We start from the raw sequence: 15,309 nt of genomic DNA, 5'->3' as shown, positions 1-15,309 counted from the left end.
AGAAGGTGTGTTTTTTGATGGATGCCAGTTCATGAACTTCTCTGTTCTTCCGACATTCCTAGCTTATGCTGGAGTGATCTCAAGAAGATGGAGAGGTTTTTTTATGTTGAACAAAGAAAAAGCGGTCGTTGTATTCAGCGGCGGTCAGGACAGCACAACGTGTCTGTTCTGGGCAAAACAACAATTTGCCGAAGTTGAAGTAGTTACGTTTGATTACGGGCAGCGCCACAAGCTGGAGATTGAATGTGCGGCAGCGATTGCCAAAGATCTGGGCGTGCAGCAAACCGTACTGGATATGAGCCTGCTTAACCAGCTCGCACCGAATGCACTCACACGAGATGATGTAGAGATCATTCACGAAGAAGGCGAGTTGCCCAGCACATTTGTGGACGGAAGGAACTTACTGTTCCTCAGCTTTGCCGCCATTTTGGCAAAACAAAAAGGCGCTCGCCACTTGGTCACAGGTGTCTGCGAGACTGACTTTAGCGGGTATCCCGATTGCCGGGATTCATTTGTGAAGTCGATGAATGTAACTCTTAATCTGTCGATGGACTACCCATTTGTTATTCATACTCCGTTGATGTGGCTGGACAAAGCAGCAACGTGGAAAATGGCCGATGAACTGGGCGCTTTCGATTATGTACGTGAACGTACGCTGACTTGTTATAACGGTGTCATCGGTGACGGGTGCGGCGAATGCCCCGCTTGCAAACTACGCAAAGCGGGACTCGATCGTTATGTAGAGGAACGTGCCATTGCTCCTACAGCTCCCTCTTCAACTGGAGTGGATGCATGATGAGAGAACCCGGAACGTTTCGTATTGTTGAACGCTTGCAGCGGATTGATCAGGATATTCTGCCCACGCAGTTGAGATATCACCGCAAACGTGTGCTGGTCAGCAAAGAATTTACTTTTGATGCGGCGCATCATCTGCACTGTTATGAAGGCAAATGCAAAAATCTGCACGGGCATACGTATAAAGTGGTTTTTGGTATCAGCGGTTATCCGGGTGAAACCGGGCTGACGGTTGATTTTGGACATATTAAGGACATCTGGAAAAGCCGGATTGAAGGTTATTTGGATCATCAATATTTGAATGAAACATTACCTCTGATGAATACGACGGCTGAAAATATGGTGGTCTGGTTGTTCGAGCAGATGGAACATGCTCTACAAACGGAGCCTTATGCCGGACTTACAGACGGCGCACGCACGGAATTCGTTCGACTCTTCGAGACTCCAACCAGTTATGCTGAAGCAAGACGGGAGTGGATGATCGATGAGTAAGGAAGCACGTATCCCCGTCATGGAGGTTTTTGGTCCGACGGTTCAAGGCGAAGGCATGGTGATCGGGCAAAAAACGATGTTTGTACGCACCGCGGGCTGCGATTATCGCTGCTCCTGGTGCGACTCGGCCTTTACCTGGGACGGCAGCGGCAAGGACCAGATTCGCATGCTGACGCCGGAGGCGGTATGGGATGAACTGCGCCGCCTGGGCGGCTCGCGTTTCTCCCATGTGACCCTCTCCGGCGGTAACCCCGCCCTGCTGGCTTCGCTGGGCGGGCTGGTTGCCCTGCTGCGGGAGAACGGCGTCCGCACCGCGGTTGAGACGCAGGGCTCGCGCTGGCAGTCGTGGCTGGCGGACATTGACGAAGTCACCGTCTCGCCCAAGCCACCCAGCTCAGGCATGGACACTGACTGGGCTGTGCTGGACGATGTGATCGGCCGCCTGGCTACTGGCCCGGCGGATCGAAGCCATAGTCTGAAGATCGTGATCTTCGATCAGACAGACCTGGACTATGCCCGCCGCGTGCATGCACGGTATCCGGGCACGGCTTTATTTTTACAAACGGGGAACCCGGATGTTTCTTCGGCGGATACGCCGGATCTGGCAGCTTCGTTGCTGGAGCGTTACGAGTGGCTGATTGATCAGGTAAGTGCCTCGGACAATCTGAACGATGTGCGCGTGCTTCCGCAGCTTCATACGCTGGTATGGGGGAATAAACGCGAGGTTTAACTATATACGAGATATAAATACGAGGCCTACGGCTTCATTTGAATACGAGGAGTTTATTTTAATGAGACAACCTGACGAGATGCAAGATGTAACATTGCTGGGCAACCAGAATGTGAAATATACGTTTGAGTATGATCCTGGTATTCTGGAGAGCTTTGATAACAAGCATCCGTACCGTGATTATTTTGTAAAATTCAACTGCCCGGAGTTCACTAGTCTGTGTCCGATTACGGGTCAACCGGACTTTGCAACGATCTACATCAGCTATATTCCAGATATCAAAATGGTTGAGAGCAAATCGCTCAAACTATACCTGTTCAGCTTCCGCAACCACGGTGATTTCCACGAGGACTGTGTGAACATCATCATGAACGACCTGATCAAGCTGATGGACCCACGCTTCATTGAAGTCTGGGGCAAATTCACCCCGCGTGGCGGCATCTCTATCGATCCGTATACCAACTACGGCAAAGCGGGAACGAAATACGAGCAAATGGCCGAACACCGCATGATGAACCACGATATGAATCCGGAGACGATTGATAATCGTTAATTGGAAATGATAGGATAGATAAAATTGGGACTTTTCCAAACTTGAAGTAGCCCCATTTTCTCACAATTGAAATAATAGAAATGATAGACCTTACCTGCTCTACCCAAATTTTCATTCAAACCAAATTGACAATGGTACGTGAATGGTCAAAAGCCAGAATTAGGAATGTGGAGTTTTGGGAAATGTTGTGATAAACTGTAGTCAACAAGGATAATATAAAAAAGAGTAAGGATGCGTCAACATCCTCACTCTTTTACAACAGCCGCTTTCAAGGGCGGTGGCTGTAACCGGTAACTGAAATAGACCATTACCTTAGTCGGGGCGGTCTATTTCTTTTTGTTTTGATTATTCAATGCAATGACGATCGTTACAATCAGTCCAATCAAGGTTACTGTAAACCCCGCAAAACTGATCATCAGCGTCAGTACATCTTTTATCTCCACAGGCATCACCTCCTTCCACAGGAGACTAGCCGACCGCCCATTCAAGCCATTCTGTTGTTGTAACACATTATACCATATAACCCAATAGGTAGATATTCATTTGGTATAAGCATAAGCGTATGCGTATGCTATCACCCGAATATAATTCATGAGCTTCGCTCATCTTTCTCCTCTGTTCCCCTTGTCGGTCGCTCCAATCTGCCCTATTATGTAACAATATGCTTAATTGCATAGAATCTAACATAGGCGCTGATCCCTCGTGACCGCGACCAAAGGAGAACTGAACATGTCTACACAAACTACATTAGCCAAGGACGCCGCAGCGCGTTCGAAAGCCACACCCGGATTGGATGCCCAAGGCACCGTATACCGGATACTTATTGCCATCAGTCTAGTGCATCTCTTCAACGATTCCATCCAGTCTGTCATTCCGGCAATATTTCCTATCTTAAAAGACTCCATGCATCTAACGTACACTCAGATCGGCTGGATCGCTTTTGCGATCAACTTTACCGCATCGATTATGCAGCCTGTTGTCGGCTGGTTTGCTGATAAAAAACCTACTCCGTCGATCCTGCCGATTGGCATGGGTTTCACGTTCACGGGCATGTTGTTACTCGCTTTTGCCGACAGTTATATGATGGTGCTCATCTCTGTCATTTTTGTCGGACTCGGCTCCGCTGCTTTTCATCCGGAAGGCTCCCGGGTATCCCATATGGCTGCGGGCCAGCGCCGAGGACTGGCACAGTCTATTTTTCAGGTAGGAGGTAATGCTGGACAATCCCTTGCACCGCTACTGACACGCTGGATTTTCATCCCGTTTGGGCTGTTTGGTGCCATCGGCTTTACGGGTATTGCCGCAATGGGAATTGCTGTACAGCTCTACGTCGCACGTTGGTATGGTCAGATGTTGCAATCCGGCGCATATTTGCGTAAACAAGCAGCTGCCCGTCGTACCCCCAATCCAGCTTTACGTCAAAAAATTGCTGCCGCGATTACGATCCTGATTCTGCTTGTATTTGTCCGTTCGTGGTACGTAGCTTCGATCGGCAGCTTTTATGCCTTTAATCTGAAAGATACATTTGGTTTATCTACAGAAGACGCACAAATTTATATTTTTCTCTTCCTGGCTGCTGGTGCACTGGGTACCTTCTTTGGTGGCCCGCTCGCAGACCGATTCGGTAAACGCAACATGATCTTTCTATCCATGGCCGGAGCTGCACCGCTCGCGCTGTTGTTACCTTATGCCAACTTGTTCTGGACGGGCGTACTGCTGACGATTATCGGCTTTATTATGTTATCCAGCTTCTCCGTTACTGTGGTATACGCTCAAATGCTCATTCCGGGCAAAATCGGAACGGTTTCCGGTCTGATTACGGGTCTTGCCTTTGGTATGGGTGGCCTTGGGGCACTCGTGCTCGGCAACTGGATCGACGCCTTCGGCGTTTCACCCGTCATGCAAATATGCAGCTTCTTGCCACTGATCGGTATCTTTACGTTCCTGCTACCATCTGACAAGTTGCTCAATCGTTGGGCACAAGAAAACGGAAGCGAGGATTAGACCTAAACAATCCATTTGCATGAAATAAACCGACAGAAGGTTCCTGCTTGTTCTGTTTAACCAGACGAGCAGAAACCTTCTTCTTTTTTGTCCTATTCGCACAGTCTAACCTGTTTTTTGTTGGCTCCAGCCTTGTAGCCCTGCCAGGATGAGCACGATAAACAGTACGGCAAAACAATCAAATGCTCTTTGCAAGCCGAACCACTGAGTCAACAAACCCAGACCAATCGCAGGTAAAACAACACCAAGATAGGTTCCCACATAAAACAAAGAAAGGACATCTGCACGCCACTCATCCGAGGTCGTTTCATTCACAAGAGCCAAGCTTCCTGCATAGAGCGGTCCATATCCCATACCTACACAAACAATAGACGCGCACAAACTAATGATCGATCCAGTGTGTATCGTAACTAGCAGTAGCAGAAGCCCTGCTCCAAGCAGCAGTGTCCCGAATATCCCCATGCTACGAAGCTTCCAGCGTGCGCTTCTGAACTGAGCCAGTGCAGCAATAATTAATACGATAGCCACAATAAGTCCGGACAGAACATAGCTTGTTTCTCCAATCCATTCATTTAAATACATCGGAATCGTCGAGCCATAAAGGCTCGTAATCCCCCATGCTACAAATGAGGACAGCACGGCAATGCTGAATGCCTTGGTTCCAGATTGTGGAAGTGTCGGCAGATGAAGCTTGTATCCTCTAGCCTTGCCGGGTAATTCAGCACGGGAACTTATAAGGCACAGGAGGCCCGGGATCATAAACAGTAAATGAATGACATAAGGAAGCTGTGCCGGATGCGGCGCATACTGCGCCAATATGCCGCCCATCATTGGCCCCAGAGCATTGCCTGCAGTTACGGCGATAGCACCAACCATGGCGGCCTGCCTTCGATCCTGTCTTGGATGCAACCGGGTCAGAGCAGCAACCGTAACTCCGTTGAATATGCCTACGGATACCCCCTGTAGGACTCTAGCCAATACTAGCATTGGATAACTCGTAGCCAATAGCAAACAGAGTGTACCCGTCATAGCAATGAGTAACCCGGGTACAAGAAATCTGCGAAAGCCCCCACCGGATAACAGCTGCCCAGTGATTATGATTGACGGAATTAGAGCAATTGCATAAGCAGCAAAAGCAAAGGACAGCATCCCGGGTGAAAGATGCCACTGTTGCTTGTATATCGCATAGATGGGTGAAACCAGATTTAGGCCCATCACTGCGATAAACAAACCGTATGCGGCAGTCCAATAGGAGAAACGCTTCAAACGTGTGCGCACCTGGTTGAGCCGGATGACATCTGGCAGCTGCTGTAAGGAATGCGAGATTCTCTCCATGCCTTCTTCGTCCAATTCAACTTGGATCCTAACGCGAGACACATGCCGATCTCGCGAGCGTACCGTGGCAATATTGTCAATGTTAATCCCCAAACCTGCAAACAAATTGGATATGCGCGCCAACACGCCAGGATGATTGCTCACCGTCACTGACAAGACACATTCCCTCATGACATCCCCTCCTTATAAAGGCCCGCCTGCTTACGAGCAGGCGGGCTTGATTTTCGGTATGAAGTTCGATGATAACGTATCATCGTATTTTGTTTTGAACAGCTTTACTGCATTTAAACACCCTAAAGCAGAATATGGATCGCTTATTTGTCGATCTATAACGTATTCACTAGGATGGAGGCTACAACGATAGAAGCCGTGGTTACGGTAGTAAAGCCGCCAACAAGCATCGGCGTGAGTATTTCATCCATAATGACTTTACGCTCTTGCTCATCTTCTGTAACCGAGCGGCTAACTTCCTCACAAATGATATAGTCGCCAGGAAAACCAAACATAGCTGTCAACGCCACAGGAATGCCTTTGAGTGGGTCCCACTTGAGCATCTTGGAAGCCGCAAAGCCACCAATAATAATACCCACAGCCGCAATCACAATGATTAGCAGTACCGGCCCCAGGGACTGGACTAGTGCATCATACGTCACTCCATCTGTACTGGACATAACCACAACGATCAAGCCTACCATAGCTGCACCTGTCGTGCCTGCCTTGTCCATGATACGAGCCGGGAATATGCCTGCCATATGTCCCAGAATACCCAACAGCAATGCCCAGATGCTGTAGTTGATTGAAGTCAGACTGTTCAAAAGCACAGCCAGGCTTCCTGTCAGGAAAAGCAGAAATAGCAAAATGGGCGGCGTCTGAAAACGACTCGGAAGCAAAGATTTGGATGTGTTTACTGTATGAGGATCAGCACTTCCAACCGATGATTTATTTTCAAAAAAGCCCTGTCCCTTCATTTTCACCACATAGCGGCGCAGCAGATTCGTTGCAATGGGCATACCAAATAGAGAGTGAATTGCCATAATGACGGCTGGAATTGTAATCAGATATGCAAGATTTAACTCCTGAAGCTTCTGCGTAGTAATCAGGTAAGACAGTATTCCGCCTACAACCGGGCTTGCTCCCGATACCGCAACAGTATATCCATAGATCGGCGAAACAATTAACAAAATGAGCACTGTTCCCGTTATCGTCGCAATCAGCGAGATCAGTATGGCTTTGTACTGTGATCGAATCAGCTTAATCGGGATCAGTGTTCCCATATGAACGAGTAGCGGTGCAACCATCAGACTGCCGAATGCGGTCAGTGCAGAGGTTTTGACAATACCCTCCGGGAAAAATCCAGCCCAGCTAAGCAGCAGGAATCCGACCAGAATGATGAGCAGCGAAGGAATACGTGCTCTGGACCATACGGAAACGATCTCACCTACGGCCAGAAGAAGCAATAAAATGGCGGCTATAAAAATCGGCTGACTAAACATGTGAATTCCCCCGTTCTCATGATGACGCATTTGCTCATTTTAAATCATTTCAAGCGCTCACCTTCAAGATATACTTGCTCAATATTACTTTTTGTCTGTAATAGTGCGATATCAGACAACGGATTCGCTCCCAGCACCAGGATATCTGCCAGCTTGCCTGCTTCAATCGTGCCAATCTGCTCGCTCATCTGCATTGCGGCTGCGGCAGAACGAGTTGCAGCTACGATCGCTTCCATCGGTGTGAAGCCGACATCTTTTACAAGCAATTCAAGCTCCAGTGCATTCCCTCCATGCTCTACAGGAGCGCATGAACAGAAATCCGTACCAGAAGCAATGACCACCCCGGCCTTATGAGCTGTGATCATATGCTCGATATGCTCCTGATAGACAAGCTGTGCCTTGCGAATACCGAATTCAGGAACCCCGAATTTGTGCCCTTCCTGAATGATACGATGAACAATGGATAAGGTGGGTACAAGCACAGCCTTTTGCTCCAACATGAGTTCAATGCCACGTTCATCGATGTAAATCCCGTGTTCAATCGTTTTAACTCCGGCCATTAATGCGTTAATAATTCCCTGTGTCCCTTGGGCATGAGCAGCCACATAAGATTGAACGGACTCTGCTTCATACACAATCGCTTTAAGTTCATCCAGGCGAAATTGGGACCATCGGGGATCATCCTTCTCTGACAGCACTCCACCCGTAGAGCATACCTTTAGAAAATCTGCCCCTTCACGAAACTGTGTACGCGCCGTCTTGATGCATTCATCAACTCCGTCACAGGTTGTAAAAATATTCATTTCACTCGGGAGCATGTGAATGTCTGCATGTCCGCCTGTCTGACTCAGCATGTGACGGGAGGTTTTAATTCGCGGACCTTTCATTACACCTTCCTTCATCAGATCACGTACATATACAGCAACATGGCTTCCGACATCCCGAACAGTTGTAAAACCCGCCTCAATGAGTTTGGGCAGATCTTGCATCGCACGCCCCATCTGCATCTCGCTTGGCTCCAGAGCGACTTGTGCCATATTCAGTGATTTAGGGCCATGAATATGGACGTGGGCATCAATCATGCCGGGCATGATCGTTTTGCCACGCAGCTCAATCACTTCTGTCCCTTCAGGTACAACGAAATTGTTGGCTGGGCCCGCATAAGTTATTTTTTTTCCCTCAATTAAGACCCCACTATTCTCCAGTGGCTCGCCACCATAGCCATCAATCAGTGTTGCCCCAGTCAACCAGATTCGTTTCTCCATTTCACAACATCCTTTCTATGCTATACTCATTTGTTTTTTATATTGTTCAATTCGATGAATCGCAAGCATGTCTGCCGCCCGGAACGCAGGAATACTATGCTGTCTGGCCAGTTCAAAAATGGTACCTAGCTGCTCATAAATTTTCGCTACATTGTTAAGCGCCCGTTCTCGTTGATATCCCTGTAGTTCATCAGATACATTGATTAGTCCACCTGAATTAACAACGTAGTCAGGTGCATATAAAATTCCGCGTTCATGCAGCAGATCACCATGGCGTTCTTCCCGAAGCTGATTATTGGCTGCACCGGCAACGATCCGAGCCTTCAATAATGAGAGTGTATCGTCATTAAGAATACCGCCCATCGCACAAGGTGCAAAAATATCACATGGCACTGTATAAATCTCGTTAACCCCAACTGCTGTGGCATTGTACTCTCGCACAGCCCGGTCTACATGCTCCTGAACCACATCGGTGACGATGAGTTCAGCGCCCGCCTCTTTCAGAAAACCGCATAAATGATAGGCTACACTGCCAACTCCCTGTACAGTCACCACTTTGCCGGATAAATCAGGAGAACCGTAGACTTCCTTCGCTGCCGCACGAATTCCCTGAAACACACCAAACGCGGTTACTGGTGAAGGATTGCCACTGCTTCCGAATTCAGGAGAAACCCCTGTCACGTATGGAGTCTCCTGATGAATATAATCCATGTCCGTTACGGTTGTGCCAACATCCTCGGCAGTAATATACCGTCCCTGTAGTGTATTCACATATTTGCCAAACGCACGAAACAAGGCCTCACTCTTGTCTTTTTTGGGATCACCTATAATTACAGCCTTCCCACCGCCAAGCTGAAGACCAGCCGCTGCCGCTTTGTAAGTCATACCGCGAGCCAGACGAACCACATCCTCTAAAGCTTCATCCTCAGAGGCGTAAGGGTACATGCGAGTTCCCCCCAATGCAGGTCCCAACGTAGTATCATGTATCGCGATGATAGCCTTCAAGCCCGACTGCTTGTCTTGACAGTACACCAGCTGTTCTACGCCATAATGATCAAGTAATGTAAATGTCAATTTGGTTCCCCCCTAATTAATTGCGTTAGATATATTGACATTATAGAAATCATCCCTACCCAAAGTCATTGGAGAATCCATCAGAATTCTTCATAAAAATATGTGGCAATCCACAATTGACAACAGTTTTCTATTTCCATAGACCGTTCAATATGTTAACTTATATAACAAATTCATCAGATGAGAGTTGATCATTATGAAAGCATTGGCGGACTGGATGAGAACGACTTGGGGGACTGCAGATATTCATATCTGGAGACGGGATATGTATGATCAGCACTGGAGATGCTGGTATCCATCAGCAGAGACAGAGTCTGATTATCCTGCCCCGGCCTGGCTGGAGGATGAACTGTTGAAATCGTCAGAGTTGCCGTCAAATAACATACAAACGTTATCTTTCTCCATAGAATTGCTGGACCATTGCGAAATCAGAGCAGTATTGCCAGAAGGAATTACCGCTTTGCCTGATCAATGTCTGCTGCTGGAGTACTTGATTCGGGATACGCTCATGAAAGAACAGATCGCTATTGAACGTGCGCATCATGAGCACTGGCTGGGGGGACTTAGAGAATTGACCAGTTCTCTTGATCTGAACAATCTATTGTTTAAAATATTGGAGAATTCACTTAAGGTCATTCCTGCTGCTTCCAGTGCGTTATTTATGATGATTGACCCGAATACCCGGAAATGGGTGTCCAAAGCCCAGATTGGATTCAAGGACTCCATCTATCAAATCACCTCAGATATTGAAGAAGGCATTACCGGTACCGTATACCGTGAAGGCAAGGGCAAAATCTATGAAGTCAACACTCCGCCATTTGAGGAAACCGTTCGTACTCTGAGTCTTGAAAATGCTCGCATCTTCGCAGAATCCAGCCACTATAGCGGGTTTGCCAAAAGAACCATTGCTGTGCCCGTTACGATGAAAGAAGATCGTATCGGTGTGCTGCTTGTTTATCAATATAAGGATGCCAAGCTGTTGAATGAGAGCGATCTGATCAAGCTTCAAGGCTTCGCCGACCAAGCTGCTATCGCTATCTCCAATGCACGTATGGTTAGTGAACTTATTGAAACGAATGGATATCTGGTTATTCGAAACGAAATTCATAATCTATTCACTCAGCTGTCCATGGATAATCGTTCTTTGCCAGAAATGATTCAGGCTGTTGAAAAAAATATAGGGCTACCTACCCGCTTTGTTGATCTCACCAAGCAAGAGTGGTACCCTGTGCAGCACAACGTGCCCTTTACCGCTTCAGAACTGGACCAGACTTTGGGGAAAAATCTGGAGCCTGTCATACTCGATTCAGATGGACCCTTTCCGTATTATATTTTCCCTGTTCATAACGGCCCACTGCTTGCCGGATGCTTTGTTGTACAGCTAAAACGCACGCTACGCCCACTGGATCATGATATTCTGGAGCAGGGAAGCGCCGTGGTCATGCTGCAGTTGATGAACACCTACTCCATGACAGAGATGGTATACCGACGGAGAAGAGATTTTTTCGAAGAGCTCATTCAATATCGGGAGCCTGCCGAACTTTCGGATAAGATACAGCGCTTTGGTCTGTCAGGTCAAAAATCAATGTTTGTCTGCCTCTTACATCTGGCGGAAAATGTTCAGGATCTCAAGGAAAGTAACGTTTTTATGCAGCGTTTGATCGCTCTTATTGAGAAGGAGCTTTCCGGGGAGAGCATGCTATTATTCAGTTCACATGACAAAGTTACAATCCTGCTTCAGGCGCAGCAATTGCGCAGCCAACAACAGCTTGTCCGCAAGTTGAAAAGCTTAGTAAAACAAGGCGCTACAACGGGACTCCCCCCTCTATATGGAGGAATCGGGGAGTTGTATTCCGGCTTGGAGCAAGTAGCCAAAAGTCATGAGGAAGCATCACGCACACTGCTCTTTCTTCGAAAGAGCCAGCGCGCAGGCATCATGCAATATGAGGAGATGGGCATTAATCGGTTGTTTCTGCAACAGGATATGAAAGAAATTGAGAGTTACATTTATGATGTGCTTTCCCCTTTGCGCAGCTATAAATATCAGGCAGAGGAGCTCGAGCTAACGCTGCGTGTATATATGGAAAATAACCGTTCCATGTCTCTCACAGCAGAACAGCTTCATATTCATCCCAACACGCTATATACACGGTTGCGTAAATTGGAGGAAATTCTGGACCTGGATTTCAATGATAGTGAGGACTGGATGAAAGTATATCTTGCATGCCATTTAAGCAAAATTTACTAAGGGGGGGCTGAAAACGCTGAAGAAGGAAGATTTTGCTTGCTGAATTTTCATTCCATGCAAGAAAGTTTTCTGCAGGGCGTGCCGGAGCACGTCAAGGGAAACTGATGCAGCAGGAGGCGATAAAGCGGTAAAAGCTGCACTTCAGTAAGATTTCAATACACGCCCTAGGAAGTAATCTTTATATACAGGATACACTTGTGCTATCTGAAACCAAAGAACAGGCCGTCTGACGAAACTAACTTTCGCAAGACCACCTGTTCTTTTCTTATATCAACTGTGAACCTGACTCATCTGATTATGCCCGCTTCCGCTGGAGAATCAGACGTTTCTTGTACAGCATTTTGCCTGTCTCGGCCACGTCCTCAATGGTATTTTTGTTGCTGACCGAACCAAAGATCATGCCTGCAATAGGCACCAACTGGAACAGCTTTTTCCAGCCAAAAGACTCACTATATGAGTTGAACACCTCGCGCCAACCCTGCATTTGAGATATAACCTCAACTTGCTTATCCGGGTTATCGTAATCCGCAAGCTCTTCAAGGATGGCTTTTTTGCCTACAATATCGGCGGAAGAGAATTGCAGACATTTCACGATGAAGACACGCTCCAGTGGATCATCGGGATCATACCCGTAACATAGCGCCATCTCTTGCAATACTTTCAGTGAAAGTCCCATCACGAGCGGAATGTCCGCAGCAATGGTGACAATGCCTCCAAATCCTGTCGCGGCTCCTTGTGCCGCAGCAAATTTGCTTCGACTCTCGGTGATGCTGTCTGCCACGCGGTCCAGCACCTCAAGAGGTATTTTTTCCACACTATGAATCTGGGCCGTATTCTCTGTATCTGCTTCCTGCTCTAAACGGTACATATAATCCGTTGTTATGGGGTGACCCGAGCGCTCGGCTTCCTCTCGCAGGAGCTTGGCTACTTTTTTCTTCTGAACAAGGAACTTGCCACCCGTTTGCAAATACTGACCCACTTCGTTCAGGGAGTCGCCGATCTTCTGTTTGATCGCCTTCGGCATCACTTTATCCAGCATGGCAAATGGTAACCGCCCGATCTTGTCCCAGATGAACAGATCCTTCTGTTCCTTCTCCCATTTTAAAATCTGCTCAAGCTCCCTATCTAATGTCTCACGTGATTCCATATGTTATCCTCCTGAAGATTGTAGTGTGTTCCTAAAATTTCAAACCTGACCTATCTCAATCTCGGCTTATAAACGCTTTATAACGAAACACCCGGAATATGTTTAGAACAGTTTAAAATGAGCGATTTTGGTTTTGGTTTTGGTTTCGGTTTCGGTTTTGGTTTTGGTTTTGGTTTTGGTTTCGGTTTTGGTTTCGGTTTTGGTTTTGGTTTCGGTTTTAGCGTTTCTCCCACACCTTGTTTAGTCTAACGATCTCAGATGAGCTTATTTAATCGATATCGGGCTTTCTCCAATTCTAACGATCACCACAAACCTTATTTCGCTGAAAACGCATGATAAATACTCATTTTCACATCAAATCCCGCAAATAAGCTCTCCTGAGATCGTTAGAATTTCAACCAGACGAAAAACGGCTAAATAGCGTCTCCTGTGATCGTTAGAATTCTGCACACCATGTTCAAGGCATTAAAACTAAAGGTAATAAGTCATTCCGTTTAAATTGTTTTGAGTTTTTCGATGTAGTGCTATACGTTTCTACTTCTCTTCGGTTGCTTTCTCGGTCGAAATTTCTTAATTCAGCCTTCCAGCTCCTAATCCTTATTAACCTTTCTTGAATCGATTGTCTTAAATCATACATATCAAAAAAGAGCCTTTTATTAGCATACTCTGCTAACCAAAGACTCTCATCACTTATACTTTATCCAATACGTTATTACTTCACCTCTGCGACAACTTGCCCATCGGGAACAGGAATTCCGAAATTCGGTGTTCCATCTTCATTCCAATGAATCACCTGAGCGCGGGCGTGGCGGTTTGGATCGTACAACGGATCTCCCTCAATCTCTTTGTAGTTGCGCGCATGATAGATCAGAATGTCGGTTTTGCCATCTGGTGAAACGGTAAAGCTGTTATGTCCCGGACCATATTGTCCATTCTTTTCACAAGTCTGGAATACCGGTTCCGGTGATTTCTCCCAGCTTGCCGGATCAAGCAGATCAGCATCTTCATCGGCCGTAAGTAGCCCCATGCAGTAGTGATGATTGGTTGCACTGGCTGAGTAGCTGATAAACAGACGACCATTCCGATGCAACACGGCTGCGCCTTCGTTTACTTTAAAGCCGATAATCTCCCAGTCATATTCAGGTGTCGTGATCATGACCTGTTCTCCGCGTAGCGTCCATGGATTTTCCATTTCACAAATATAGAGGTTTGAATTGCCGTCAATGCCCGGATCTTTCTGGGCCCATACCAGATAACGAATGCCTCTGTGTTTAAAGGTCGTGGCATCTAGCGCAAAACTCTCCCATTTGGTTCGAATTTGCCCTTTCTCCTCCCACGTTCCTTCAAGCGGATTAGCGGAATCGTTCTCAAGTACATACATGCGGTGATCGAATAGTCCCTCGTTCGTTTCACTCGTATGTGCCGCCGCATAGTATATGTACCATTTGCCATCAATAAAATGAATCTCCGGTGCCCAGATGTTTGCGCTCATTGGCCCAGTCTCACGCTTCGTCCAAGCGGTTACGGGTTCGGCATCTCTCAAGCTTTCCAGCGTCGTTGCTCGCCGAATTTCAATTCGGTCAAAGGCTGGTACGGAAGCAGAAAAATAATAGTACCCGTCTGTATGACGGTACACCCAAGGATCAGCGCGCTGCTCCAGCATGGGATTGGTAAATGTAATGGAATTGGTCATGGGAATGAACCCCTTTCATATATGTGGTTATGGCTCGAATCTATGACGTGCTCAGTGTGCTTGCAAAAACATGGAGAGCAGGGTTGGAGGGGTACAGCGGACGTTCGCGGGCGGCAGGGCCTTGGTGCTCTCCTTGCCCTCCGATTTCTTCCATTCACCGCTCCGGCGGTGGAAATCGGATGGCAAACTCGCACTCGCGGCTCCTTCCTCCCTCTCACTGCTGGTGCCCCTATCCCGCTTCAGGCACGGCGGACGTTCGTGGGCGGCAGGGCCTTGGTGGCTCTCCTTGCCCTCCGATTTCTTCCTTCACCGCTCCGGCGGTGGAAATCGGATGGCAAACTCGCACTCGCGGCTCCTTCCTCCCTCTCACTGCTGGTGCCCCTATCCCGCTTCAGACACAGCGGGCGTTCGCGGGCGGCAGGGCCTTGCTGTTCTCCTTGCCCTCCGATTTCTTCCATTCACCGCTCTCGGCGGTGGAAA

Annotated in this window: 15 protein-coding genes; 7 read left to right on the top strand and 8 right to left on the bottom strand. The window is 47.6% G+C overall.

Features of this window, described 5'->3' with window-relative positions; genetic code table 11:
• Window positions 1-106 precede the first annotated feature (106 nt).
• The 4 genes from queC (at window position 107) to queF (ending at window position 2,570) form a co-directional block, all read left to right on the top strand.
• A complete protein-coding gene (gene queC, locus Q9R46_RS01480) occupies window positions 107-796 on the top strand; it encodes a 7-cyano-7-deazaguanine synthase QueC (protein ID WP_311280921.1) in 690 nt (229 codons plus the stop codon).
• Complete coding sequence (gene queD / locus Q9R46_RS01475; protein ID WP_090918382.1) at window positions 796-1,287, top strand: 6-carboxytetrahydropterin synthase QueD; 492 nt, start codon at window positions 796-798, stop codon at window positions 1,285-1,287. Before queC ends, queD begins: the two co-directional genes overlap by 1 nt.
• Entirely contained in the window at window positions 1,280-2,017 is a 738-nt protein-coding gene (queE, locus tag Q9R46_RS01470) for a 7-carboxy-7-deazaguanine synthase QueE (RefSeq protein WP_311278691.1), read from the top strand. Before queD ends, queE begins: the two co-directional genes overlap by 8 nt.
• Before the next feature lie 61 nt (window positions 2,018-2,078).
• Window positions 2,079-2,570, top strand: coding sequence for a preQ(1) synthase (queF, locus tag Q9R46_RS01465; protein WP_397386315.1), 492 nt, complete (start codon window positions 2,079-2,081; stop codon window positions 2,568-2,570).
• Between the two features lie 326 nt (window positions 2,571-2,896).
• On the opposite strand, the gene Q9R46_RS01460 is transcribed toward queF, so the two are convergent.
• Window positions 2,897-3,013: a putative holin-like toxin gene (locus tag Q9R46_RS01460; protein ID WP_221787759.1), complete on the bottom strand. Its 117-nt coding sequence runs from the start codon at window positions 3,011-3,013 to the stop codon at window positions 2,897-2,899.
• A 286-nt stretch (window positions 3,014-3,299) separates the two neighbouring features.
• Here Q9R46_RS01460 and Q9R46_RS01455 point away from each other — a divergent pair, with 286 nt between their 5' ends.
• Window positions 3,300-4,574 (top strand): MFS transporter, encoded by a 1,275-nt coding sequence (locus Q9R46_RS01455; RefSeq protein WP_311278690.1) that lies wholly within the window; start codon window positions 3,300-3,302, stop codon window positions 4,572-4,574.
• A 105-nt stretch (window positions 4,575-4,679) separates the two neighbouring features.
• On the opposite strand, the gene Q9R46_RS01450 is transcribed toward Q9R46_RS01455, so the two are convergent.
• The 4 genes from Q9R46_RS01450 to Q9R46_RS01435 all read right to left on the bottom strand — a co-directional run bounded on the left by Q9R46_RS01450 (window position 4,680) and on the right by Q9R46_RS01435 (window position 9,741).
• Window positions 4,680-6,080: an MFS transporter gene (locus tag Q9R46_RS01450; RefSeq protein ID WP_311278689.1), complete on the bottom strand. Its 1,401-nt coding sequence runs from the start codon at window positions 6,078-6,080 to the stop codon at window positions 4,680-4,682.
• A gap of 155 nt (window positions 6,081-6,235) precedes the next feature.
• Complete coding sequence (locus tag Q9R46_RS01445) at window positions 6,236-7,402, bottom strand: hypothetical protein (protein WP_311278688.1); 1,167 nt, start codon at window positions 7,400-7,402, stop codon at window positions 6,236-6,238.
• Window positions 7,403-7,446: 44 nt separating this feature from the next.
• Window positions 7,447-8,667, bottom strand: coding sequence for a metal-dependent hydrolase family protein (locus tag Q9R46_RS01440; RefSeq protein WP_311278687.1), 1,221 nt, complete (start codon window positions 8,665-8,667; stop codon window positions 7,447-7,449).
• Window positions 8,668-8,682: 15 nt separating this feature from the next.
• Window positions 8,683-9,741 (bottom strand): Glu/Leu/Phe/Val family dehydrogenase, encoded by a 1,059-nt coding sequence (locus tag Q9R46_RS01435; protein ID WP_311278686.1) that lies wholly within the window; start codon window positions 9,739-9,741, stop codon window positions 8,683-8,685.
• A 196-nt stretch (window positions 9,742-9,937) separates the two neighbouring features.
• On the opposite strand from Q9R46_RS01435, the gene Q9R46_RS01430 reads away from it, so the two are divergent.
• Complete coding sequence (locus Q9R46_RS01430; protein WP_311278685.1) at window positions 9,938-11,989, top strand: helix-turn-helix domain-containing protein; 2,052 nt, start codon at window positions 9,938-9,940, stop codon at window positions 11,987-11,989.
• A 295-nt stretch (window positions 11,990-12,284) separates the two neighbouring features.
• Here the strand turns inward: Q9R46_RS01430 and Q9R46_RS01425 are convergent, their stop codons facing one another.
• On the bottom strand, window positions 12,285-13,136 hold the full coding sequence (locus Q9R46_RS01425; protein ID WP_311278684.1) for an EcsC family protein: 852 nt from the start codon (window positions 13,134-13,136) through the stop codon (window positions 12,285-12,287).
• A gap of 117 nt (window positions 13,137-13,253) precedes the next feature.
• On the opposite strand from Q9R46_RS01425, the gene Q9R46_RS01420 reads away from it, so the two are divergent.
• Window positions 13,254-13,385 (top strand): hypothetical protein, encoded by a 132-nt coding sequence (locus Q9R46_RS01420; protein ID WP_311278683.1) that lies wholly within the window; start codon window positions 13,254-13,256, stop codon window positions 13,383-13,385.
• A gap of 463 nt (window positions 13,386-13,848) precedes the next feature.
• Here Q9R46_RS01420 and Q9R46_RS01415 read toward each other — a convergent pair whose 3' ends face one another.
• Window positions 13,849-14,829: a glycoside hydrolase family 43 protein gene (locus Q9R46_RS01415; RefSeq protein WP_311278682.1), complete on the bottom strand. Its 981-nt coding sequence runs from the start codon at window positions 14,827-14,829 to the stop codon at window positions 13,849-13,851.
• A 229-nt stretch (window positions 14,830-15,058) separates the two neighbouring features.
• Entirely contained in the window at window positions 15,059-15,199 is a 141-nt protein-coding gene (locus tag Q9R46_RS01410; RefSeq protein WP_311278681.1) for a hypothetical protein, read from the bottom strand.
• Between the last annotated feature and the right edge of the window lie 110 nt (window positions 15,200-15,309).

This window comes from Paenibacillus sp. RRE4, from assembly GCF_031844205.1.
Taxonomy (GTDB): domain Bacteria; phylum Bacillota; class Bacilli; order Paenibacillales; family Paenibacillaceae; genus Paenibacillus; species Paenibacillus xylanexedens_B.
This window is presented reverse-complemented; position numbering and strand designations above follow the sequence as displayed.